This is a genomic window from Pseudoalteromonas lipolytica (assembly GCF_003515105.1).
Taxonomy (GTDB): Bacteria; Pseudomonadota; Gammaproteobacteria; order Enterobacterales; family Alteromonadaceae; genus Pseudoalteromonas; species Pseudoalteromonas lipolytica.
This window is the reverse complement of sequence record NZ_CP032090.1, coordinates 360001-381205: the sequence shown is the minus strand read 5'-3', so window position 1 is coordinate 381205 and position 21205 is coordinate 360001. Positions and strand designations below refer to the sequence as shown.

Annotated in this window: 21 protein-coding genes and 2 rRNA genes (1 of these 23 cut by a window edge); 5 read left to right on the top strand and 18 right to left on the bottom strand. The window is 41.9% G+C overall.

Annotated features, from left to right (window positions below):
- Positions 1–7 precede the first annotated feature (7 nt).
- Both D0907_RS01790 and ccoG read right to left on the bottom strand, forming a co-directional pair.
- Positions 8–982, bottom strand: a complete 975-nt coding sequence (locus D0907_RS01790) for a serine/threonine protein kinase (protein WP_036974489.1) — start codon at positions 980–982, stop codon at positions 8–10.
- A 66-nt stretch (positions 983–1048) separates the two neighbouring features.
- Entirely contained in the window at positions 1049–2479 is a 1431-nt protein-coding gene (gene ccoG, locus D0907_RS01785) for a cytochrome c oxidase accessory protein CcoG (RefSeq protein WP_075593174.1), read from the bottom strand.
- Between the two features lie 281 nt (positions 2480–2760).
- Here ccoG and D0907_RS01780 point away from each other — a divergent pair, with 281 nt between their 5' ends.
- Complete coding sequence (locus tag D0907_RS01780; RefSeq protein WP_036974493.1) at positions 2761–3120, top strand: hypothetical protein; 360 nt, start codon at positions 2761–2763, stop codon at positions 3118–3120.
- Positions 3120–3323, top strand: coding sequence for a hypothetical protein (locus D0907_RS01775; RefSeq protein ID WP_075593175.1), 204 nt, complete (start codon positions 3120–3122; stop codon positions 3321–3323). Before D0907_RS01780 ends, D0907_RS01775 begins: the two co-directional genes overlap by 1 nt.
- On the opposite strand, the gene D0907_RS01770 is transcribed toward D0907_RS01775, so the two are convergent.
- The 13 genes from D0907_RS01770 to gspC all read right to left on the bottom strand — a co-directional run bounded on the left by D0907_RS01770 (position 3320) and on the right by gspC (position 15354).
- Positions 3320–3934 carry a UPF0149 family protein gene (locus D0907_RS01770; protein WP_075593176.1) on the bottom strand — a complete coding sequence of 205 codons (615 nt, stop codon included), beginning with the start codon at positions 3932–3934 and terminating at the stop codon, positions 3320–3322. The two genes, D0907_RS01775 and D0907_RS01770, sit on opposite strands and share 4 nt — an antisense overlap.
- A 23-nt stretch (positions 3935–3957) precedes the next feature.
- Complete coding sequence (locus D0907_RS01765; protein ID WP_075593177.1) at positions 3958–4716, bottom strand: type II secretion system protein N; 759 nt, start codon at positions 4714–4716, stop codon at positions 3958–3960.
- 3 nt (positions 4717–4719) lie between these two features.
- Positions 4720–5193 carry a type II secretion system protein GspM gene (gene gspM / locus D0907_RS01760; RefSeq protein WP_036974499.1) on the bottom strand — a complete coding sequence of 158 codons (474 nt, stop codon included), beginning with the start codon at positions 5191–5193 and terminating at the stop codon, positions 4720–4722.
- On the bottom strand, positions 5190–6401 hold the full coding sequence (gene gspL, locus D0907_RS01755; protein ID WP_036974501.1) for a type II secretion system protein GspL: 1212 nt from the start codon (positions 6399–6401) through the stop codon (positions 5190–5192). The genes gspM and gspL overlap by 4 nt, the downstream gene beginning before the upstream one ends.
- Positions 6398–7390 carry a type II secretion system minor pseudopilin GspK gene (gspK, locus tag D0907_RS01750; protein WP_074989848.1) on the bottom strand — a complete coding sequence of 331 codons (993 nt, stop codon included), beginning with the start codon at positions 7388–7390 and terminating at the stop codon, positions 6398–6400. The genes gspL and gspK overlap by 4 nt, the downstream gene beginning before the upstream one ends.
- Positions 7387–8004, bottom strand: coding sequence for a type II secretion system minor pseudopilin GspJ (gene gspJ / locus D0907_RS01745; protein ID WP_074989849.1), 618 nt, complete (start codon positions 8002–8004; stop codon positions 7387–7389). Before gspJ ends, gspK begins: the two co-directional genes overlap by 4 nt.
- Positions 8004–8378, bottom strand: a complete 375-nt coding sequence (gene gspI / locus D0907_RS01740) for a type II secretion system minor pseudopilin GspI (protein ID WP_036974508.1) — start codon at positions 8376–8378, stop codon at positions 8004–8006. Before gspI ends, gspJ begins: the two co-directional genes overlap by 1 nt.
- Positions 8378–8977 carry a prepilin-type N-terminal cleavage/methylation domain-containing protein gene (locus D0907_RS01735; protein ID WP_081759816.1) on the bottom strand — a complete coding sequence of 200 codons (600 nt, stop codon included), beginning with the start codon at positions 8975–8977 and terminating at the stop codon, positions 8378–8380. The genes gspI and D0907_RS01735 overlap by 1 nt, the downstream gene beginning before the upstream one ends.
- 52 nt (positions 8978–9029) lie before the next feature.
- Entirely contained in the window at positions 9030–9452 is a 423-nt protein-coding gene (gene gspG / locus D0907_RS01730; protein ID WP_036974512.1) for a type II secretion system major pseudopilin GspG, read from the bottom strand.
- A 75-nt stretch (positions 9453–9527) separates the two neighbouring features.
- The gene (gspF, locus tag D0907_RS01725; RefSeq protein ID WP_118843941.1) at positions 9528–10763 is read right to left on the bottom strand and encodes a type II secretion system inner membrane protein GspF; all 1236 of its coding nucleotides are present in this window, start codon (positions 10761–10763) and stop codon (positions 9528–9530) included.
- Positions 10764–10765: 2 nt separating this feature from the next.
- Positions 10766–12331 carry a type II secretion system ATPase GspE gene (gene gspE / locus D0907_RS01720; RefSeq protein WP_036974514.1) on the bottom strand — a complete coding sequence of 522 codons (1566 nt, stop codon included), beginning with the start codon at positions 12329–12331 and terminating at the stop codon, positions 10766–10768.
- Positions 12324–14387 carry a type II secretion system secretin GspD gene (gspD, locus tag D0907_RS01715; protein WP_036974515.1) on the bottom strand — a complete coding sequence of 688 codons (2064 nt, stop codon included), beginning with the start codon at positions 14385–14387 and terminating at the stop codon, positions 12324–12326. The genes gspE and gspD overlap by 8 nt, the downstream gene beginning before the upstream one ends.
- Before the next feature lie 22 nt (positions 14388–14409).
- The gene (gene gspC, locus D0907_RS01710) at positions 14410–15354 is read right to left on the bottom strand and encodes a type II secretion system protein GspC (RefSeq protein ID WP_118843940.1); all 945 of its coding nucleotides are present in this window, start codon (positions 15352–15354) and stop codon (positions 14410–14412) included.
- Between the two features lie 206 nt (positions 15355–15560).
- Between gspC and hslR the strand changes: the two genes are divergently transcribed.
- The 3 genes from hslR (at position 15561) to D0907_RS01695 (ending at position 18645) form a co-directional block, all read left to right on the top strand.
- A complete protein-coding gene (hslR, locus tag D0907_RS01705) occupies positions 15561–15983 on the top strand; it encodes a ribosome-associated heat shock protein Hsp15 (protein WP_371915632.1) in 423 nt (140 codons plus the stop codon).
- A gap of 12 nt (positions 15984–15995) precedes the next feature.
- Positions 15996–16841 (top strand): Hsp33 family molecular chaperone HslO, encoded by an 846-nt coding sequence (gene hslO / locus D0907_RS01700; protein WP_065978857.1) that lies wholly within the window; start codon positions 15996–15998, stop codon positions 16839–16841.
- A gap of 265 nt (positions 16842–17106) precedes the next feature.
- Entirely contained in the window at positions 17107–18645 is a 1539-nt protein-coding gene (locus D0907_RS01695) for a phosphoenolpyruvate carboxykinase (RefSeq protein WP_036974522.1), read from the top strand.
- A 666-nt stretch (positions 18646–19311) separates the two neighbouring features.
- Here D0907_RS01695 and D0907_RS01690 read toward each other — a convergent pair.
- From D0907_RS01690 to D0907_RS01680, 3 genes are all read right to left on the bottom strand, one after another.
- Entirely contained in the window at positions 19312–20346 is a 1035-nt protein-coding gene (locus D0907_RS01690) for an IS110 family RNA-guided transposase (RefSeq protein WP_118843859.1), read from the bottom strand.
- A 371-nt stretch (positions 20347–20717) separates the two neighbouring features.
- Positions 20718–20832, bottom strand: a 5S ribosomal RNA gene (rrf, locus tag D0907_RS01685).
- A gap of 121 nt (positions 20833–20953) precedes the next feature.
- Positions 20954–21205, bottom strand: a 23S ribosomal RNA gene (locus D0907_RS01680); it runs 2632 nt beyond the window's last position.

Below are 21205 nucleotides of genomic sequence, written 5' to 3'. Positions count from 1 at the left end.
TAAAAATTTATGGTAATAATTTTAACGGTGGTTCTTGTAGCGCTGCAAGCTGTTCTTTTAACGCGAGTATTTGCTGCTCCCAGTATTTGTCTTCTGCGAACCATGAAAAGTTCCGTGGGAATGCAGGATCATCCCAACGTTTTGCTAACCACCCCATGTAATGCACCATGCGCATCGCGCGTAATGGCTCAATTAATTTCAGCTGGCTGTGGTCAAAATCACAAAACTCTTCATACGCTGCTACCAAGGTGTCTAACTGTAACAGTTGATTGTTACGATCGCCACTGAGCATCATCCATAAGTCTTGAATTGCAGGACCTTGTCTGCTGTCATCGAGGTCAACAAACATCAGTGCATCACCCGCCCACAAAATATTGCCCGCATGGCAGTCACCATGTAATCGAATTGTCTCTACATTTTTATATTGGGCTGTGGTTTCTTTAATAACCAAATCCAAAATCGTATAAAAAGCATTTTCTAATGACGTTGGCATCAAGTTACTTGCTTGTAACTGAACTTTAGCTGTCTGAAGGTATTCTTCACAACTGATCACTGGGCGATGATTAAATGAAGATGCTTTTGCAACTTGATGCATACGACCAATTAAACGGCCTAATACATCGAGTTGATCTAAGTTATCAACTTCGAAAATACGCCCGCCCACACTGGGAAATAAGGCAAATAAATAGCCATCATGCTCAAAGAGGCTTTTCCCGTCCTTTACTACGGGCGCAACGACGGGAACTTCTGCATCAGCAAGTTCAAAAGCAAACGCATGCTCTTCTAATATTTGTTCTTTGCTCCAACGCTCAGGACGATAGAATTTTACAACGTATCGGTAACCGTCTTCTGCTTTAAACTGATAAACGCGATTTTCATAGCTGTTTAAAGCAAGTAATCCTGACTCAGCATAGATCCCAATACTTTCAACTGCGTCTAAAATTGAATCGGGTGTGAGGTCAACAAAGCTAAATTTACTCATAGTGTCCCATTATATAAAAAAAGCGGGAAAACCCCGCTTTTTATTGTATTTGCTCAGTGTACTGAATTATTGCGCCTTAAAGAAGTTACTAGGCTGCGAAATCTGAATTTCAGGCTGCCCCTCCACCGAAAGTATAAACTCGAATTTTGTCATCGGCTTTTTCAAATCGTACGGATCAACCACTAATGACAAGGGCACGTTATAAGATTCACCTGAGGGCACTGTGAATGTTTGTTTGCCTATATATTCAAAGTTATTTAAGCCTTCCACTGTAATATTAAACGTTTGCTCGTATTGCGCTTTGTTAATCACTTTAAGTGTGTAGGTGTTTTCAACTAAGCCATTAAAGTCAACCCGGTATAGCTGATTACGGTCGCGGATAATATCAAGCTCCATTGGTTTACGCATGGCAATATTTGCCACGAGAGCCCCGGTTAACACAACAAGGATAACAAGATAACCAATCAATTTAGGTCGCAAAGCATGCGTTTTATTTTCAGGGGTTTCTAAGTTTCGCTCTGTGGTATATGAAATGAGCCCACGTGGGTAATTCATTTTATCCATTACACCATCGCAAGCATCAATACAGGCACCACAGTTGATACATTCATATTGCAAACCGTTGCGAATATCTATCCCTGTCGGGCACACTTGTACGCATAAGTTACAATCGATACAGTCACCGAGTCCTAACTCTTTCGGATCTTGTTTACGTGAACGAGGACCACGACTTTCGCCACGAGATTCATCATAACTTACTGTAAAAGTGTCTTTATCAAACATGGCCGACTGAAAACGCGAATAAGGACAGATATGCAAACACATAATTTCACGCATCCACCCTGCATTGCCGTATGTACACACAGCAAATAATGCGATACACCCATAAGAATAGGCTGTGGCATCCAAAGTAAAAACATCCGGAAGTAGCTGGCGTATAGGTGTAAAGTAGCCAACAAAGGTAAACGCTGTATACAGTGAAAACAGCCACCAGCTGCTGTGTTTTGCCGTTTTACGCCAAAACTTATCAAAGTCCATGGGGCGTTGATCTAACTTCTTACGCTGGTTTGCAGTGCCTTCAAACTTTTCTTCGAACCAAATAAAAATAAATGTCCATACAGTTTGCGGACATGTGTAACCACACCAGACTCGGCCATAAAATGTGGTGACGAGGAACAGCGCAAAAGCTGCAAGCATAAGAATAAACGCAAGAATGGTTAAATCTTGTGGCCACAGAGTGAGGCCGAAGATATTAAACTTTTGGCCTACTAAATCGAACAGCACAGCTTGCTGTCCGTGGAAGTTAATCCAAGGTAAAAGCATAAATGCAAGCATGCCAACGAAACCAATTCGTCGCCTTAACAGCTGATGCAAGCCTGTTACTGCTCTTACATAAATTCGATTGCGAGGATTAAATCTATCATCATGGGAAGCGTTTTCCGGTTTTTGGATTTTTACTTCCGTTGGGATGTTTTTAACCTTAATTTGTTTATCCATCAAAATTCCTCAACGCCACTAGGAAATAAACTCAAACTGATGTTTGCAGTTAAATAGGTTATAAAGCCAATACGACAAATTAGAATGCATCTCATTTCGTTCAGAGTTTTCTGAAATTTCCAACCTATCGAAAGTATTATACTCAATCTCTCAAAAATTTCAGGGAATGATCTAAAATATGAACTTTTTAATTATTTCATCGTATATTCTTGCTTTTAAATCAGCCATTTTATTAAACTTGTCCCAATTCCTTCTTTATTTAGATCAAAGTTCTGTGTGCTATGAAAAAATTTATCATTTTAGTACTTATTATTTTAGCATTGTTCACGATTGATCACCCTTTGATCAAAGAACCCAGAGAACGGTTGTTAGGTGATGGGGTGAACGTACTTTCAGATTTTAGCCAAGTTAACCGCAGCCCCGCCGCGAATATGGCGAAGAACACGATTAAGTCACAGCTTAATTTATCGAATTCAGAGCGTGAGTACGTCGAAGAGGCTTTTTTGAATGACGATAAACTGCAAATCTTTCATTTACATTATTGTCGTGAAAAAGATATTAACTTATATTTCTATGGTGAACGCCTAGAACGTGTTTGTAATATTGTTTCGGATGCACTTGAAGAAAGGTTAAATAAATAATGGATTTTTCTGCGCTTAATAAAAAAACCAGCGATTCATTTGCTAAACAGCGCAATATGCTAAAAAAGTTGGCAAAAGGACAGACTATGCATTGTGAAACATGCAAAGGAGTCCTTACCTTAAACCTACAGACTGAACAGCCTGGCAAAGGCATTGTTCGTTGTGCAAAAGGCTGCACAGATATTGTGTTAGAGCTTGCTTAGCCCCAGCCTTCATCATTATAAAGCTGGCTATTTACTGCAACGGCTTCGATTAACTCAGCAAAGCCTGCTGCAAACTCATTCATCACTTCATACTGCTGTTGACATAACAGCCCTTCGGTTAAACCATGCTGATTGGCAATCGATGCTATATCAGCTGAGTCGAGTATAAAGAAACACAAACTTTGCTGTGCTGTCTCAAGTGCTTCTTTTAATTCACTTGCTAGTTGTGGCGCAGCTAACAATTTAGCAATATAGCCCTGCGCCCCAAGCATAAAGCCTTGGCTCCAATGCTGACACTCTTGCATATCAAGGTACGGCTGCTGAGCAGAATTAAATTGCAAACTTACGGGTAAGCTGTATCCGGTTTCAAATACGTGTTCACTGATTTGCTGATATAGCGCCATAAATGCAAACAATACCTGCTCATCCATTTGCCCATCACAACCAGGGACAACTTGCTCAAACCACTGATGAACATCCAATGGCTCGGGCGCACAAATAACGGCAAATAAATAACCGTGTGTTTGTGCTAACGATAGCGCGTCTTTTTGCTCAGCAAGAAAGCGTGCTAATAAGGCGCTTTGCTCTTTTGAAAACTCAGGAATTTGCATAATGCCTTCAATTAAAGTCGTGTTTATAAATTAAGTGGATAGCGTCCTTCGCTATCTGGACGCCCTAAAAACTTCGCAGCGTCATGCACTTCTTTTGGTAGACTGGCTTCTGGTTTTATATACCCTGCCACTTTAAAATCTAAATTGGCTTTTAGTACAGCATCGGCCTCAAGACCTAAGCGATTTTCAGGGTCAACCAAGACAGCTATATCGCCTGATTTACAACTAAGACGGCCGCTCAGTGGGCCAACACTAAACCAGCCATTAAGTCCTTGAACATCGATATTGGGACTGGCAATCTCACCCATTAACGTTTCACAATACGGCTGACCAGAGCTGAACTCATCGAGATCAACAATCACACGCCCTTGTGCACTAATTGGCAATGGCAGTTTTAAGCGCGCCATCGCACGCTCAACGCTCAAACGTAGTGTGGTATTTTTTACCACAACAGCTTGATTGAACAACCCATACGAAAAATCAGCATGGCCCGAAATATCTGTTTTATCACGCGGATCACCAAAGCGCACCGTACCAACGAGTTTGCCCGTCAACAATGACCAGCCAGATAACTTCCACCGTACATTATTAAGTTGCTCACCATCAAAACGTACCTGCATTATGCGACCATCCCAAAGCGAACCACTGGCTTTGCCTAGTTGCAATTGTTTTGGTAAATGCGGTGCAGCTAAATCTAGTGCAATTGCAGCGGGTGTTTTTATAAGCGTAAACACCAAAAAACACATCACAAATACTGTGACTAATAAAATAATTCTTTTCATCGTCTACTTCTCTAGTACCAAACGACTGACACGAACAAAACCAGACTTATCGTCTTTACTAATGTCTAAGTTTTCAATCAGTACACCTTGTGAATTAACTAATTCATCAAGCCACTCAACCAACTTGTTAAACTCGACAGAATCGATAGTTAAACGCAGTGAATTATCATTCGGTTGCATTTTACTGATGGTGATCTGATAACGATTTCGCGTGCTATTCACAATTTGACTTAAGCTGCGGTCATTCGCTACTCGTGCACTGCCACTGGCCTTTAACTTAACAATGCTCTCATCAACCCATGCCAGCAATTCTTGTTGTTTTATCGTGTCTTGTTCTGCTTTTTCAATCGCCGCATTTAACGGCCTAAAGATTCCCATCACAAGGATAAAAATAACAAAAATCACCCCAGCGACGACAACAAGTTGTTGTTCTTGCTCTTTTAATGAACGCCAGTAACTAATTAATTGGTTTTTCATGCCGCACCTCGCAACTTAATTTCACCGACGACAAAATCACCATCATTATTTAGTGAGCCTTGATCAACCGTTAAGCCTCGCTGTTCTAAAATTGCTTTTACTTTTCCAAACGATTGGAAATCTTTACCACGTGCACGAATACGTAACTCGTTGCGGCCTTGGTCATAACGCAAAGTTTCTGGCGTGAAGTCTTTTACTTCACTAAAAATAGTCACTAAGTCATTAGTCAAATCTAAGAAACCAGCGGTACTTCCGCTATCGAGCAATGCGAGTTCATTACGAATTTGACTACGAATCAACTGTGGGCGTACTTTCTTATTAGGAAAAGCGCGCTGATAGTTAGTCACAACTTGTGCCTTCGTTTTCTCAAGTTGAGTATTTAGTTTATATAACTCAAGGGACTTAACCCCCACACTGCATACCAATGCAACCCCTGCGGCAATAGCGGCTTTTTGCCAGTATCCCCACCAAATGGCTGACTTTTTCTTTAATTGATATACACCTTGGCGTAGATTAAAACTAATTTCAGGGAGTTGTTTCGCAAATAAAGCGAGCGGTAAATCATACAGCTCCGTTTTTGCCTCAAGATTAACTGATTCAGGGAACCCGGTGGCTGGACTAAAATGTGCAACATCTGGGTGGCCCATTGCGGTCAAATAACCATCTAGCCAGTCTGTTTCAACAGCTGCAATATGCCAGTGACCTAATTTACATAACCATTGGCCATTGAGTTCAACGGTACGCAGGGTATTCTCATTGTCGACTCGAGGAAGTAATAATGCGTCAGGTAACACTTTAAATACTTCAATATCATGCTCATTGAATGTAGCAAGCCACTGCTCAAACCACTCACGATCGGTCATGGCGATATTAACCGCATGCTTTTCATCTATGAGTGTAGGCTCAGCAATCGCAATAAATAGGTCGTCGACATCACACGCGATATCTTCTTCAAGCATATAGGGCAATGCCTGCTCTAACTTACGACTCCATTTAGTCGGCAATTCAACTGTTTTTAGCTGAATTTGATCACTCGGTAAAAGAGCAACCACTTCACGGGTTTGTGCTTTTTCAGTTAACTCACCTAATTGTGCTGCACTGGCGATTTCGCCGCTCGCAATTATTTCTTGTTCTGTCGGTGAGTAAATTAGCCAACTAAGGCTATCTTGTAATGTTTGACCCGCACGGATCAACAATATTTCTGTCACTGTACGCCTCCAAATTTTCGCGCCAGTATCGTTACTTTACCATTATTGGCATGGAGTAAGGTGGTCATCGAAAAACGCAACTCTGCAAATTCAGCTTGCGTTTGTAGTTTAAAATAATCACTGTTGATGGTGAACAAGTCTTTAACAGCTTCGACGTTTTGTGCGCCTTGTTGATTAACTTGTTCAAAAAATGCGTTCATATCATCAAATCCCTCTTCAGGGCGAGACGATAATACACTTTCTGCGCCTGATAAACTGAGGCCATCAATAAGCGAGCTTAGAATAATGGCACTTTCATTAGGCAAGGTATTTACATTAATCGCTAAAAGTTCACTGTCTGGTATCACACACACAAAGGGCAATACTTTTTCCATCACTAATGGATTGAAGCCTTTAACTAAACGCAACTCTGATGTTGAAGCAAAAAAGCTGTTTGCAGTCATGTAGGGATACTTACGTGATAAGTACTCATCTTCTTCTGCACCTGAGCGATAAGTAATACTGTCTTCATCGAGCCAGTCATAGACGCTGTCAGCCATTGCCTCTTCAGACTCATCTGCGGGTAAGTCTTCAATATTCTCAAGTAAAGCTAACAATGCTTTGTGCGCTGGGTTCGTTTTATTAGCCGAGCCGGTTTGTTGCACAGGTTTTGTGCGTAAAGCATTTAAGTTCAAGCACGCTTGCAAATCCGTAATCGTGCCACTTAACGTGCCATTATCAACAGGGTAAGGAACCCCACCTTGCTGCGCCCAGACTTGCCCTAGATGAATTTTATCAGGGTCATCTTTTTTAGTTTGTTTAATCGCTTTAATCGCTAATTCTTCAGCAGCAAAAGCATACCACTTAGCTTGCTGATGACTTTGTATATTAGTACTACGCTGCACTTGCACCATCAGGTTTGCACTCATTTCGACCGCTAGCATAGCGGCTAATGCGACAATAAATAAAACAATAACAAGTGCGGCACCTTGAGAACGTTTAATCATCATGGCTGAGTACTCACTACACCTTCACCGGGCACTAAAAAGACTCGGCGAATAGGCTCTTGTTCTATTTTTTGAATGGTCACGGCAACAGCCTTCGGTAATGCAGCGGCTTGCCACTGTTCTTGCCATTCGTCTTTATCATCAAGAAATTCAAACTTCAGATCTTCAATATCTTCTAGAATAACTTGCGAACGCGGTTCCATATTATCGAGCTGATCAACATATACTCGGTATATGCGCTCTAGGTTATCATCGATAACACGATAACCAACAGCTTGTAACTCAGAGCGCGGCAGCAAGTTTATTGGATTAATCCACCCATCACGCACAAAACCAATGCCATCATATTGACTGTCAAATACATAACGCCCGGCAAGAATGTAACCTTCTTGAAAGTCTCCCGCCTCATTGCGTACTTGACGTTTCGTCATTTGGCTAAAGTCTTGGTCCATAAGACGAAATACCGTTTGAAAGCCATTAAGCTCTGCGATTGTCTCATCTGAGGCTTCTTTAGCCTTGGTGGTTGATTCTAAGATTTGATGAGTTGATAACACCACAAACGCCAAAATGCCCATTGCGACGATAACTTCAAGTAAGGTAAACCCGCGTTGCTTCACTACTTGTCACCTTTGTTTAAATAAGTAACAAGTTCATAAATGGGGTATTCTAGTTTTTCGTCAGCAAACACATTAATAGTGACTTTCACGAAGCTTTTATCTGCCGTAGCAACGACATCTTGACGCCAATACCACTCATAACCGGCCAGTGTTTCACTGCCTTTAGTGCCATTTTTGCCCGCCCACTTATCACCTTTTGTTCGCTGCTCAACTATGACATTTTCAGCAACCCATGATGCATATGTTTGCTCTTCAATCGTCGACAAGTGATTGATGTGTTCACCCGTTGCCTGCATTGCAGCAATACCCGCCATGGCACAAATAGCCAAAGCGACCATGACTTCAAGTAAAGTGAAACCCGCTGACTTAGTCATTATTCTGGCTCCATACGAAGTTTAACAGGAGCCATGAACTCGCCTTCGATAAAATACTGCGGTTCACGCTCCTCTTTCAGCTCATACACTAACTGAAAAGCACTGACTTCTCCTGAAGAAAGGATCAGTACCTGTGGAATCTTTAACTTTTTAAGTTCTAATAAACTATCTTCGTCACCGCCGCTCATCAATTCACGCCAGTTCGATTGCTCAAGTAAGTTATCTTGTGCCCATGCCAAATCTTCGAGATTCAAGGTTAATTTAAAATCTTCGTCTACTTTAATAGGCGCAAACAATTTTTCACGATCGAAGGTGACCCACTTTTCACCATCAAACACTAAAAATTCAAATACATTTTGATCTAAATGAAAGCCTAACTCGACCTGATTTAAGATGGCAAATTCAGATGCCATATTAATCGTGGTGTGTAATCTGAGCGCTTGTTTTTCTAATTTTTCTTCTGCACCACCATCAAAACTGTAGGCCACCATTTTAGTGACAAACCCTATCACCACAAGCACCATTAATATTTCGATGAGGCTAAAACCTTTTGCGTGCTTAGCACGCCCAGCCAAACGTAAACGATTAAGGCTTACCATAATAGTAAGCCTTGATGTGTATAAAAGGTAAACATCTGGCTGAGTTTACGCATTATTGCTTTTCTTCATCCCAGTTACCGATGTCATCATCGGTGCCAGCTTCGCCATCTGGACCCATTGAAAAAATATCAATTTTACCAATTTCTCCTGGGCTAATTAGTTGGTACGGATTGCCCCATGGATCTTCAGGTAACTTTTCAATAAAACCACCATCTGGAAAACGTTTTGGAACCGGCTCGATGCTCGTTTTAGTAACAAGCGCTTCTAGACCCTGTTCTGTGGTTGGATAGGCTTTATTCTTCAGCTTATAAAGGCTTAACGCATCTTCAATTTGTTGAATATCTAGGTGTGCTTTGTCGATCGCTGCCTCTTCTTGTTGGCCCATAATGTTTGGTGCCACAATTGACATAATCATACCGATGATAACCAGTACCACCATGACTTCTAATAATGAGAAACCTGACTGTTTGTTCACAAAAATACCTCTAATTTTCTTCAATAATTTATTATAAAGCGACAGCTACTGGCTGTTGCTCTACCGTTCCCTAATTTAAAGTCCTACCGCCTTATTCATTGCCATAATTGGCTGCAGTATTGCCATAACAATAAACAAGACAATGACCGCCATTGATGCAATCATCGCTGGCTCTAAAAGTTTTAAAGACACGTTGACCATGCTTTCAAACTCACGATCTTGGTTATTTGCTGCTCGCTCAAGCATTTGCTCAAGTTCACCTGACTTTTCGCCACTTGCGATCATGTGCAGCATCATAGGTGGAAAAAGTTTCGTTTGTTGTAAAGCAGCACGAAGGCTCGCCCCTTCACTGACTCGGGTGGCTGCATCTTGCACCGATTTTTTCATTTTCTCATTAACCAATACCCCACCAGAGATACGCATACCTTCGAGTAAGGGAACGGAGCTTGAAGATAAAATACTTAACGTGCGTGCGAATCGAGCGGTATTCACCCCTCTCGCGACTTTACCTATACCAGGCAAGTAAAGTACTTTTTCATCAAACCAGTAACGAATTTTTGGCTGTTTGAGTGCATGCTTAATTCCCACTGAGAGTGCAGTGATAATTATTAAACTAATAAACCAATAATTTTGTACAAAGTTACTGGCTGCCATAACCCACTCTGTCGTCCAAGGAAGTACTTGTTTTGACTTTTCGAATGTTTTTAATATTTTGGGAACCACGGTGCCCAATAACACTGAAACAATTGCGATAGCAAACACAACAAGAATGATTGGATATACCATCGCTTGTGTTATTTGACTACGCATATGCTGACGTTGTTCCGTGTAATCAGCTAAACGATTTAACACTTGATCTAAGTGGCCCGATTTTTCACCGGCAGCCACCATGGCACGATATAAATCATCAAATACATGCGGAAACTCACTCATACCATCTGCGAGTGTGTAGCCTTCAACAACTTTTGAGCGTACAGACATGAGCATACGTTTTAAACGCGGTTTTTCACATTGCTCAGCGACGGCCATTACCGCCCCTTCGACAGGTAATGCTGACTGAATTAAGGTGGCAAGTTGACGAGTAATCAGCGCTAAATCTGAGGTCGATATTTTTGGTTTGAAAAAACCGCTAAATAATGACTTTTTAGCCCCTTTAACTTGCTTTTCACCCTCTGCTGCAGCGACAACCTCTAAAGGCATCAGGCCTTGGTCACGTAATGTTTGACGTATTTGCTTTACCGTATCGGCTTCAAGAATGCCTTTTTTCTCTTTACCTTTACCATCCAGGGCGCGGTACTCAAATGCAGCCATAATTAACCTTCCTCACGCGTTACACGCAAGACTTCTTCTAAGGTTGTACGGCCTGCCAACACACGGCTACAGCCATCTTGACGAATACTTGGGCTACGAGTACGAATGTACTTTTCAACACTTTGTTCGCCTTTACCGCTGTGGATCATTTCACGAATAGCCTCATCAACAACCAGTAATTCATGAATCCCCGTACGGCCACGATAACCATTAAAGTTACACTCTTCACAGCCTACAGCACGGTAAATCGTTGGTGGCTCAGCAGGGTTAACGCCTAGTAACTGGCACTCCCGCTCGTCGGCCACATGCCCTTCTTTACAGCTATTGCATAAAGTACGCACTAGACGTTGTGATAACACACCCAGCAAAGAAGAAGACAACAGGAAAGGTTCTACTCCCATATCTTCCATACGGGTAATCGCACCCGCAGCAGTATTGGTATGTAAAGTCGACATTACTAAGTGACCCGTTAACGACGCTTGCACACCGATTTGTGCGGTTTCAAGGTCTCGGATCTCCCCCACCATGACGACATCAGGGTCTTGACGTAAAATTGCACGCAGTCCCCGCGCAAAGGTCATATCTACTTTGGTGTTTACTTGTGTTTGACCAATCCCCGGTATTTCGTACTCAATCGGGTCTTCAACCGTCAAAATATTACGGTCACGTGAGTTTATTTGACTCATCCCCGCATACAAAGTGGTACTTTTACCAGAACCTGTGGGACCAGTTACCAAAATAATACCGTGAGGCTTACTGATGAGATCAGCGAACAATTCGCGATTTCGCTCGGTCATCCCCAAATCTTCAAGATTTAAGCGCGCATTATTTTTATCAAGTAAACGCAGTACAACACGCTCACCAAAACTTGATGGCATCGTTGATACACGCACATCAACAGCACGTCCAGCAATACGTAAACTTATACGCCCATCTTGTGGAATACGCTTTTCTGCAATATCGAGCTTTGCCATAACCTTAATACGTGACACGAGTAAGGATGCAAGTTTACGATTTGGTTTTAAAACTTCTTTTAAGACACCGTCTACCCTAAAGCGAATTACTAACTCTTGCTCAAAGGTTTCAATGTGAATATCTGAAGCACCCTCTTTAATTGCCTCACTGAGCATGGCATTAATGAGTTTAATAATAGGTGCGTCATCATCCCCTGCGAGTAAGTCTTCTGTTTGCGGTAGTTCATCAGCTAAAGAAAATAAGTCAACTTCGTTGCCAATATCTTCCATCATTTGCTGTGTTTCAGAACTATCGCGTTGATAAGAAGCCTCAAGTAACAGCTCAAATTTGTCGTCTGGCAACTGCTCGAGTGAAAAACCACGTCCCGCAATACGACGTACTTCAAGTAAAGCCGTTACGTCTAATTCGCCGCGATAAAAAACAGTCCAATTATCACCATTTTTACTTAGCAAGACACCAGCACGACGCGCATATGAAAACGGTAAGCGCTTTGCAGGCAAGCTAACAAGATCATCACTTGTTAAGAGCTCATCATGGTCAATAGACGCACTCTGCGCTAACTCGTCATTAATCTCTGTAATTGCATCAGTCATCTTTACGATCATCTGCGTTTTGTTGTTTCAGGTATTCTTCATACGTTGGCGGTAATACCAACGCATCATTCCATTCTGGTAAGATTGGCATATCAGTTAATGGCATTAAATCAATCCCATCTTCTTTTTGTTTATGCTGCTCACCACGGATGAAGTTATATTTTGAATGACTTAACTTATTCATGCTCATACCATCACGAACAATCGTCGGACGAATAAATACAATTAAGTTACGCTTGCGCTTACTGGTACTGGTTGAACGGAATAAGTGCCCTAAAATAGGAATGTCACCTAACAATGGAACTTTCGAGACACTTTCTTGTACGTCTTCATCAATTAAACCGCCTAACACGACCATGCCACCATCATCGGCCATAACGGTGGTTTTAATCGCACGTTTATTCACTGAGATATCGACTGAAGTTGCACCACTTACGCCAGAGACTTCTTGCTCAATCGTTAACTGAACCGCCGAGCCATCATTAATTTGTGGTGTTACTTTGAGTTTCACACCCACTTCTTGACGCTCAACCGTTTGGAATGGGTTAGAGTTATTTGAACCCGTTTGTGACCCAGTGATAATTGGCACTTCTTGACCAACGATCATCGACGCTTCTTCGTTATCCATGGTGGTGACAGAGGGCGTTGCAAGAATATTTGAATTGGTATCTGTTGAAACGGCTTGGATAATCGCACCCCAGTCATTTTTCACAATACCCATTGCAAGACCGTTAATACCACCGAGTAACGCACCAAGTGGCCCTAAGTCACCTTCCTGTGTCTCTGAGGTATTTGTAACATTACCGGTTTCTGTACCAACAACCGTCCCTTGAATCGTTTTATCACGTGCTTGCTCTGCCGCAACAGCCAATGAGCCAACAGGCACTGTTGTGCCGTTGTTAAACTGCATCATTCCGCCTTGCTCTGAAATCCATTGCAAACCAAAGTTAATGCCATCGGCCTCAAGAACCTCAACAATAATTGCCTCAACTAGCACCTGTGCGCGACGAATATCTAAGCGCTCAATAACTTGCTCAAGTGAGCGCATCGTATCTGGCTGGGCTGTAATAACCAACGAGTTTGAATCAGGGTGCGCTTCTATACTTGTTTCGTTCTGACTGCGTGAACGAGCTTTCGTTGCGCCACCTTGGCCATCTTCAGCGAGTGTTTTACTCACACCTTGCAATACTTTTACTAAATCTTCTGCTTTTGCATAATTTAAGTAAATGACCTTGGTATTACCTTGATTCTCAAGTTCACCGTCTAAGCGGCTGATTAACTCAACAGCACGCGTACGGGCCTGCGCCTCACCACTGACAATCACACTGTTAGTACGACCATCGGCAACCACTTTCGGAATCAAAAATTCAGGGATGCTGCCTTTACCACTATCTTTATAAATATTGTCAACAACAGAGACAACATCATCCGCTGTAGCAAACTTAAGTTGAACAATATCAACTCGCTTATCACCGGCTTGGTCAACTGAACGGATGATTTCAACTAAACGATTTACAGAGGCAGCGTGGCCGGTAAGCATCATTACGTTAGCGGCGTTGAAGTTAGCAACATGCCCCCCGTCTTTTTGATCGCTAAACTGACGAACTAACGGACCTAACTCTTGTACGCTAACATTCTTAACACGCACAACACGCGTGACCATCATATCGCCACTGGCTTGGTTATCTTCCGTCACTAAAGGGACATTCGATTTTTTAGCGTCAGAGCTTTTCTCAATTTTAAGAATGCCGTTATCCATCTCAACAGCTGAATAACCGTATACTTCTAATACATTTAAGAAAAATTGATAGTACAGCTTCTCATCCATTAACTCATAACTGCGCACATTAACTTTGCCGCGCACGTTCGGATCGATGATCACTGTTTTATTGAGATTTTTACCCACAATATTAATGAACTCATTAATATCGGTGCCTTTAAAGTTTGCAGCATACTCAACAGCCGAAACTGAGAGCGATAATCCTGTTAATAAAAAAAGCGCTGCATACTTAGCTAACCCTTTTTTGATTTTTGTGAGGTGTAGCGCGTGAACCATTCTATAAAAACTCCAAAGCTAATTATTGCAGGCTAAATTGCACATCAATTTGCTCACCATCACGCTCGATAGTGATACTTGCGTCAGTACTATTACGTAATTCGTTTATTGCTGACATTGCCTGTTTTAAATCATTTAATTGATAGCCATTAATCGCAATAGCTAAATCATTATTCATTAATCCCATCTGCTTAAATAATGCCGGGTCTTTACCTGGGCTTAAGCGATAACCCACCAGTTCACCGTCGACCATCGCTTGCGATACACGAATGTAGTCGAATAATTTACCAGGGTCGTTTAATACTTCTTCACGCGTTTCAATAATCGCTTCTTTGACTTCTTGATCTTCAGTCGCATTGATTTCATTGTCCGTATCGATATCCTGAGGACCTTCTTCTAATTCTGGCTCTTGTTGCTCAGCCAAAACAGGCATAGAAACTGTTTTTGTAAAATCGAGTCCATCAAGCATTAATGTTTCAAAGCGACCACTTACATCCAAAATAACACGATCAGGTAAGACTTGTGCGAGCTTCGCTCGAGTGCCTTGAATTACATCATCAACAACATACGTTTCTTGTTTTCCTTGAGACTCTATTATAGCCAAACCAGCTTGATCGTTTTGGCTAACAGCCACGATACCCGTTAGATTAATACTTAAACGAGTTTCAGGGGCATTGTTAATAACTTGCGTTTGCTTTGCGGCAGGTTTTTTAGCTTCAACAACCACTTTACCGAATAAATGTTGTTCAAGAATTTGTCGTGAATTGACTGTTTCGATGCGTTTCGCAGTCATCGTTGTTCGACTTGCGGGCAGTGCTTTTGTATCAGGTTCAGGCCACAACAACCAGAACAACTTCGAGGATAAAAAGGCAATATAAACAACAACTAACAGCACAACTAATGCACTTAGCTTGGCATGAGGTAAGCCGTTTAAAAACTGTCTAACTTGTTGTAAGTGTTGATCCATATATTCTATTTCTTATTTTAATTTACTGCTTTATAGCAGGCCTATAGTACCTTTTCATTTTTCATTCAACAAGCACACGTATATTAAACTTTGTAAACAAGGTCGTTTCGACTAACAGGGGTAGCAAGGAAAAACTTTGACTGTTTCTTTATGATTAAGTTTCATGGTAAATTTTGCCTATACTCTAGCAGCTTTAAAAGAGCACAATTGTGTCAAAAGGTAACACTCAGCAGTCAAAAAACAGTCAAGACGAATTAAACGTCCGCCTTGATAAATGGTTATGGGCTGCCCGTTTCTATAAAACCCGCTCTGTTGCGCGAGACATGGTGCAAGGCGGTAAAGTGCATTATAATGGTCAACGAACAAAGCCCAGTAAAATCGTCGAGGTGGGCGCAGTCATAAAACTGCTGCAAGGAGTCGACGAAAAGGTAGTGACAATAGTGAAGGTCCTTGATAAACGTCAAAGTGCCCCCATTGCACAGACCTTATACCAAGAAACTCAAGCAAGTATTGAAAAGCGCGAAGCAAATGCAATCGCAAGAAAGAATAACAGCTTCTTTGCTCCACATCCTGATAGAAAGCCTGATAAAAAGCAAAGACGTGAACTGTTAAAAATGAAATCAAGTTAGGTAATGTAACACATGCAACAAGATTTACTTCATCGTTATATATTTGATCAACTCGATGTGCGTGGTGAACTCGTACAAATTGAAAACACCTATCAAGAGATGATCGCCAACCATAATTACCCAGCTCCTGTTCAGGCACTCTTAGGTGAGTTGCTTGTTGCAACTTGCTTATTAACAGCCACCTTAAAGTTTGAAGGTGAAATTGCCGTACAGCTACAAGGTGATGGCCCTGTGAAATATGCTGTTATTAATGGTGATGATAAGCAAAATATGCGTGGTATTGCTCGCCTGCAAGGTGAAGTTCAAGGTAGTACTATTAAAGACTTGATTGGTAACGGTTATATGGTTATCACGATAACGCCAACAAAAGGTGAGCGTTATCAAGGTATTGTTCCGCTTGAACACGACACCTTAGATAAATGCCTCGAAAGCTACTTTGAGCAATCAGAACAATTGAAAACCCGTCTTTGGTTTGCGACTGAAATCGCCGCAGGCTCAGCAAAAGCAGCCGGCTTATTCTTACAAGTTTTACCGGTAAATAAAGATAAGTCAGTAGAAGACTTCACTCACCTTGAAGCAATCAGTAATACCATTAAAGATGAAGAGTTACTTAATCTTGATGCTAATACTGTTCTTACTCGTCTGTATCATGAAGATAACCCTCAATTGTTCGAACCACAAAGTATCAATTTCCGTTGTGGCTGTAGCAGAGACAAGACAATTGCAGCATTAGTCAATATTGGTCAAGATGCATTATTAGATGATGTAAAAGAAAAAGGTGAAGTTAAAATTAGCTGTCATTACTGCTTAAAAGATTACGTCTTTAACGAGCAGGATATTAAAGCAATTTTTAACTAAATGACCGCTTAATAGTATTATTATATTAAAAGCCGCATTTGTTGCGGCTTTTTTCTTAATTTTTATGATACCGGTGTCATGAAAAAGCCCCATTTTATGACACCGGTATCATTGAAATTATTCATGTTTTTTACCAAATATATGTGTTTTTAGCCCCTTTAGACACTCGAATATCCCTAATCCTTCTGTTACTATTATTTCAGCTTAAGGGAAAACAAGAACCCCAGAGCTATCCCGTTCAATCTCACACAATTTAGGTATAAACATGACTGCAAACGCTACTCGTTTTGTCGATCTTACTGCAGCTGAACTAGTCGAACACGCGATTCGTCGTGGCGAAGGGACTTTAGCCGCTAATGGTGCATTTGTTGCTAACACTGGTCGTCGTACTGGCCGCTCACCAAAAGACCGTTTTATTGTTCAAGAGCCAAGCACTGAAAACGAAATCCAATGGGGTAACGTAAACCGCCCATTCGATGCAGACAAGTTTGATGCGTTATGGGCTCGTGTAGAAGCTCATGTACAAAGCAACGACCACTTCATCTCTCACCTAGAAGTTGGCGCTGATCCTGAGCACTATTTACCAGTCGTTGTAACAACAGAAACTGCATGGCATCACATTTTTGCCAAAAACATGTTTATCGAACCTGAAACTTATAATGCATCTGATTTACCTCAGTGGCAGGTAATGAATGTTCCTTCATTTGTTTGTGACCCTGAACGTGATGGCACAAATAGCGATGGCACAGTAATCATTAACTTTGCACAACGCAAAGTGCTATTGGCTGGTATGCGTTATGCCGGTGAAATGAAAAAATCAATGTTCTCTGTACAGAACTTCCTATTACCTGCGAAAGGTGTATTACCAATGCACTGTTCAGCTAACGTAGGTGAAGCAGGTGACACAGCATTGTTCTTCGGTTTATCTGGCACTGGTAAAACAACACTATCTGCGGATCCGACACGTTTCCTTATCGGTGATGACGAGCATGGTTGGGCGCCTGGTAGCGTATTTAATATCGAAGGCGGTTGCTACGCTAAATGTATCGACCTTTCACAAAAGAACGAACCTGTTATTTGGAATGCAATCCGTTTTGGTACTATCTTAGAAAACGTAGTACTTGATGAAAACCGCGTACCGGATTTCCATGACACAAGTTTAACTCAAAATAGCCGTGCAGCTTACCCACTAGAGCACGTAGAAAAACGTAAAGTTGAAAACCGTGCCGGTGAGCCAAAAGCCGTTGTTTTCTTAACATGCGACGTGAGTGGTGTATTACCACCTGTATCAGTGTTAACAGAAGAAGCAGCAGCATATCACTTCCTAAGTGGTTACACTGCAAAAGTAGGTTCAACTGAAATCGGTTCAACTAGCGATATCGAATCAACATTCTCAACGTGTTTTGGTGCGCCTTTCTTCCCTCGTCCTGCAGGTGTATACGCAGAGCTTCTTATGAAGCGTGTACGTGAATTTGGCGCTAAAGTATTCCTAGTAAACACAGGTTGGACTGGTGGTCCTTACGGTACAGGTAAACGCTTTGACATCCCAACAACACGTGCAGTAGTTGACGCTATTGTTTCAGGTAAGTTGTCAGATGTTGAAACGCAACACATCGACGTATTAAACCTAGACGTCCCTGTTGCTGTACCGGGTGTTGATAGCAAGCTTCTTAACCCAATCAACACATGGGAAGACAAAGAAAAATACGCAGAATATGCAAACAAACTTGCATCTGACTTCACTGAAAACTTCGCGAAATACGATGTTTCGGAAGCAATCAAATCTGCAGGTCCAAAAGCTTAATTTATAAGCCTTCCTAAATACTAAACGCCGGCATCATGCTGGCGTTTTTATTTGCGCTGTAATTCGTCTAGCTCAATGTGATGCTGTTAGTTATTAATGAGAGACGGATAGCGTGAGCTGAAGTAATCCATTTTAGAGGCGGCACTCCTCACCTACATTGATCAATAGATCGTGATTAACAAGCGTAGCCGTGAATGTCTGTGGTTATATATGAAGGGCATAATCAGATACTTCGGCACTCAAGTACCTCCTACTACGCGCTAATTAGGTTAGCGTAAAGTGAAGCAGCCCATTTTAGAGCCCTCCAATCTTGTCATCATGATTAAACAACGTTAGAACCGTGATTATAGAGCGTAGGAACGGCTTTAGCCGTCAATGTCAGTGGTTATGTATGAAGGGCATATCAGACAATTCCGGCACTAAAGTGCCTTATATGGACTCCTCCTATTGCACAATACCCTTCGTTAATTTTGTTAGACTGCGTACTTATATGCGGGCTCATAATGAGGAGCTACCTCGGCCCTATGATGTATTCGCGCCCTTGTGCCTCTTCTCCTACTCGGTGTTTTAACACACTAATCACTTTACAGGCTATCAAGGGTGGGTCTAACCGCTTAACGCAGGTTCTTGGTCAATACAGTTATTTCTGTTATCGAAGACTAAATGTTAATTTGCTAGTAGGCTTGGTTCATAACGCGTGCCCTTTTTCAGCATGGCATACGCCGTCCGAACTGTTTTATTTGCTAACGCAATGGCGGCGCACTTCACACCGCGTCTTTCAACTAATGCTTTGAGCCATTGCTCTTTTTTCGTTTTTGGCTCGCGATGCTTTAACTGATTGATGACCGCTCTGGCCCCCAGAAATAAGTGACTTCGTAATATCATCTCTCCGCGGTATTTGGCTATATGGCCTATTCGCACTTTTCCACCACTTGAGTGCTGACGTGGGGTGACGCCAATATTGGCTGCTGCATTACGTCCGCTCGTAAAATGGGTTGTGTCACTTAAGCTAATTAATAAACCAACCGCAGTGATAGGCCCTACGCCCTCAAGAGCCAGTAAGCGTTCACATTGCTCATCTTGTTTTACTAAGCCTGTCAGTAACTCATTTAATGTTTCTTTTAATGTTGATTGGGCTTTAAATAATTCATAGCACTGCGCTATACACTGCCTTAAACCAGCGGTTAACCCATTATCGCTATCTTCTAAAATCTCAGGGATAGCCTGCCTAAACGCGCATTCTGATTGCTTGATTACAATTCCAAATTCAAGTAACAAGCCTCTGATTTGATTCGCCAACTGCCGTTTCTGCTTTTCAGCTAACGCACGCATTCGCTCTATCGACTGTAGGCTTTGCTGTGCTTGTGTCAGTGATTTACACGGGCGAACATTGGGTGAGAAAGAAGCCGCAGCTATTGCAATAACATCGTTTGCATCTGTTTTCTGGCCAATCCTAAATGCTTTGACAAATCGAGGGTCTAGAATCACGACTTCATGACCAACACTACGCGCTTTGCGTGCCCAATAATGAGCACCGCCACATGATTCCATAACAACTTTACAACGAGGAGACGTGGTGAGTATCGACAGTAGCTCTTTTCTGCTTACCGCTTTATTACTTTGTAGTTTTTGATGAAAAAATTGACCGACTTGAAAAACATTTTTTGCCAAGTCGATACAAATTAAGTTAAATTTTGACATGTATGGATTCCTTATTGGTAAAAGTGGTTTTGCAATTTCTTTATACCGTACTTACCCTATTTAGGGGAGGAGTCCATACATCTCCTACGTCTCTTCATCTTGCGCTGATGCGTCTTTTATCTCTGTATGCAATCTCAGTATGATACTGGACGATTTAGCCCTGAACGCAAAAAACCCGCTGCATTGCTGCAACGGGTTTCTCTAATTAGGAGCCATGGTGCGCTACGCAGTAGGATGTCCTACTTTCACATGGTCAATGCCACACGATGCTTACAAAGATATAGGTCGTAGGGGTCTTGGTTGGGTATTTTATTTTTCTACAGGCAACAAAAAACCCGCTGCATTGCTGCAACGGGTTTCTTTAATTAGGAGCCTGGCGATGTCCTACTTTCACATGGCAAATGCCACACTATCATCGGCGCTGTTTCGTTTCACTACTGAGTTCGGCATGGGGTCAGGTGGGTCCAAAACGCTATTGTCACCAAGCATATTCTGGTCGTTAATCGCATCTGCAATTAACTAAAATTCGGAATTCTGATAATCGTAAATCTACTTTAGTATACTAACTTCTGTCTGTTACGCTGTCATAAAACGCGTTTGGCGTTGTATGGTTAAGCCTCACGGGTAATTAGTACAGGTTAGCTTAATGGCTCACACCACTTCCACATCCTGCCTATCAACGTTGTAGTCTTCAACGGCCCTTCAGAGACTTTAAAAGTCTAGTGAGAACTCATCTCGAGGCCTGCTTCGCGCTTAGATGCTTTCAGCGCTTATCAGTTCCGAACGTAGCTACCGGGCAATGCCATTGGCATGACAACCCGAACACCAGCGGTTCGTTCACTCCGGTCCTCTCGTACTA

Coding starts and splice junctions, on each gene's coding strand:
- gspI (WP_036974508.1), bottom strand. CDS start 8,378: ATGACTAAGTCAGCGGGTTTCACTTTACTTGAAGTCATGGTCGCTTTG.
- D0907_RS01770 (WP_075593176.1), bottom strand. CDS start 3,934: ATGCAAATTCCTGAGTTTTCAAAAGAGCAAAGCGCCTTATTAGCACGC.
- gspM (WP_036974499.1), bottom strand. CDS start 5,193: ATGAAAAACCAATTAATTAGTTACTGGCGTTCATTAAAAGAGCAAGAA.
- gspD (WP_036974515.1), bottom strand. CDS start 14,387: ATGGTTCACGCGCTACACCTCACAAAAATCAAAAAAGGGTTAGCTAAG.
- D0907_RS01765 (WP_075593177.1), bottom strand. CDS start 4,716: ATGAAAAGAATTATTTTATTAGTCACAGTATTTGTGATGTGTTTTTTG.
- D0907_RS01735 (WP_081759816.1), bottom strand. CDS start 8,977: ATGGTAAGCCTTAATCGTTTACGTTTGGCTGGGCGTGCTAAGCACGCA.
- hslO (WP_065978857.1), top strand. CDS start 15,996: ATGCAACAAGATTTACTTCATCGTTATATATTTGATCAACTCGATGTG.
- gspK (WP_074989848.1), bottom strand. CDS start 7,390: ATGATGATTAAACGTTCTCAAGGTGCCGCACTTGTTATTGTTTTATTT.
- D0907_RS01790 (WP_036974489.1), bottom strand. CDS start 982: ATGAGTAAATTTAGCTTTGTTGACCTCACACCCGATTCAATTTTAGAC.
- gspC (WP_118843940.1), bottom strand. CDS start 15,354: ATGGATCAACACTTACAACAAGTTAGACAGTTTTTAAACGGCTTACCT.
- ccoG (WP_075593174.1), bottom strand. CDS start 2,479: ATGGATAAACAAATTAAGGTTAAAAACATCCCAACGGAAGTAAAAATC.
- gspF (WP_118843941.1), bottom strand. CDS start 10,763: ATGGCTGCATTTGAGTACCGCGCCCTGGATGGTAAAGGTAAAGAGAAA.
- D0907_RS01780 (WP_036974493.1), top strand. CDS start 2,761: ATGAAAAAATTTATCATTTTAGTACTTATTATTTTAGCATTGTTCACG.
- D0907_RS01690 (WP_118843859.1), bottom strand. CDS start 20,346: ATGTCAAAATTTAACTTAATTTGTATCGACTTGGCAAAAAATGTTTTT.
- D0907_RS01695 (WP_036974522.1), top strand. CDS start 17,107: ATGACTGCAAACGCTACTCGTTTTGTCGATCTTACTGCAGCTGAACTA.
- gspE (WP_036974514.1), bottom strand. CDS start 12,331: ATGACTGATGCAATTACAGAGATTAATGACGAGTTAGCGCAGAGTGCG.
- D0907_RS01775 (WP_075593175.1), top strand. CDS start 3,120: ATGGATTTTTCTGCGCTTAATAAAAAAACCAGCGATTCATTTGCTAAA.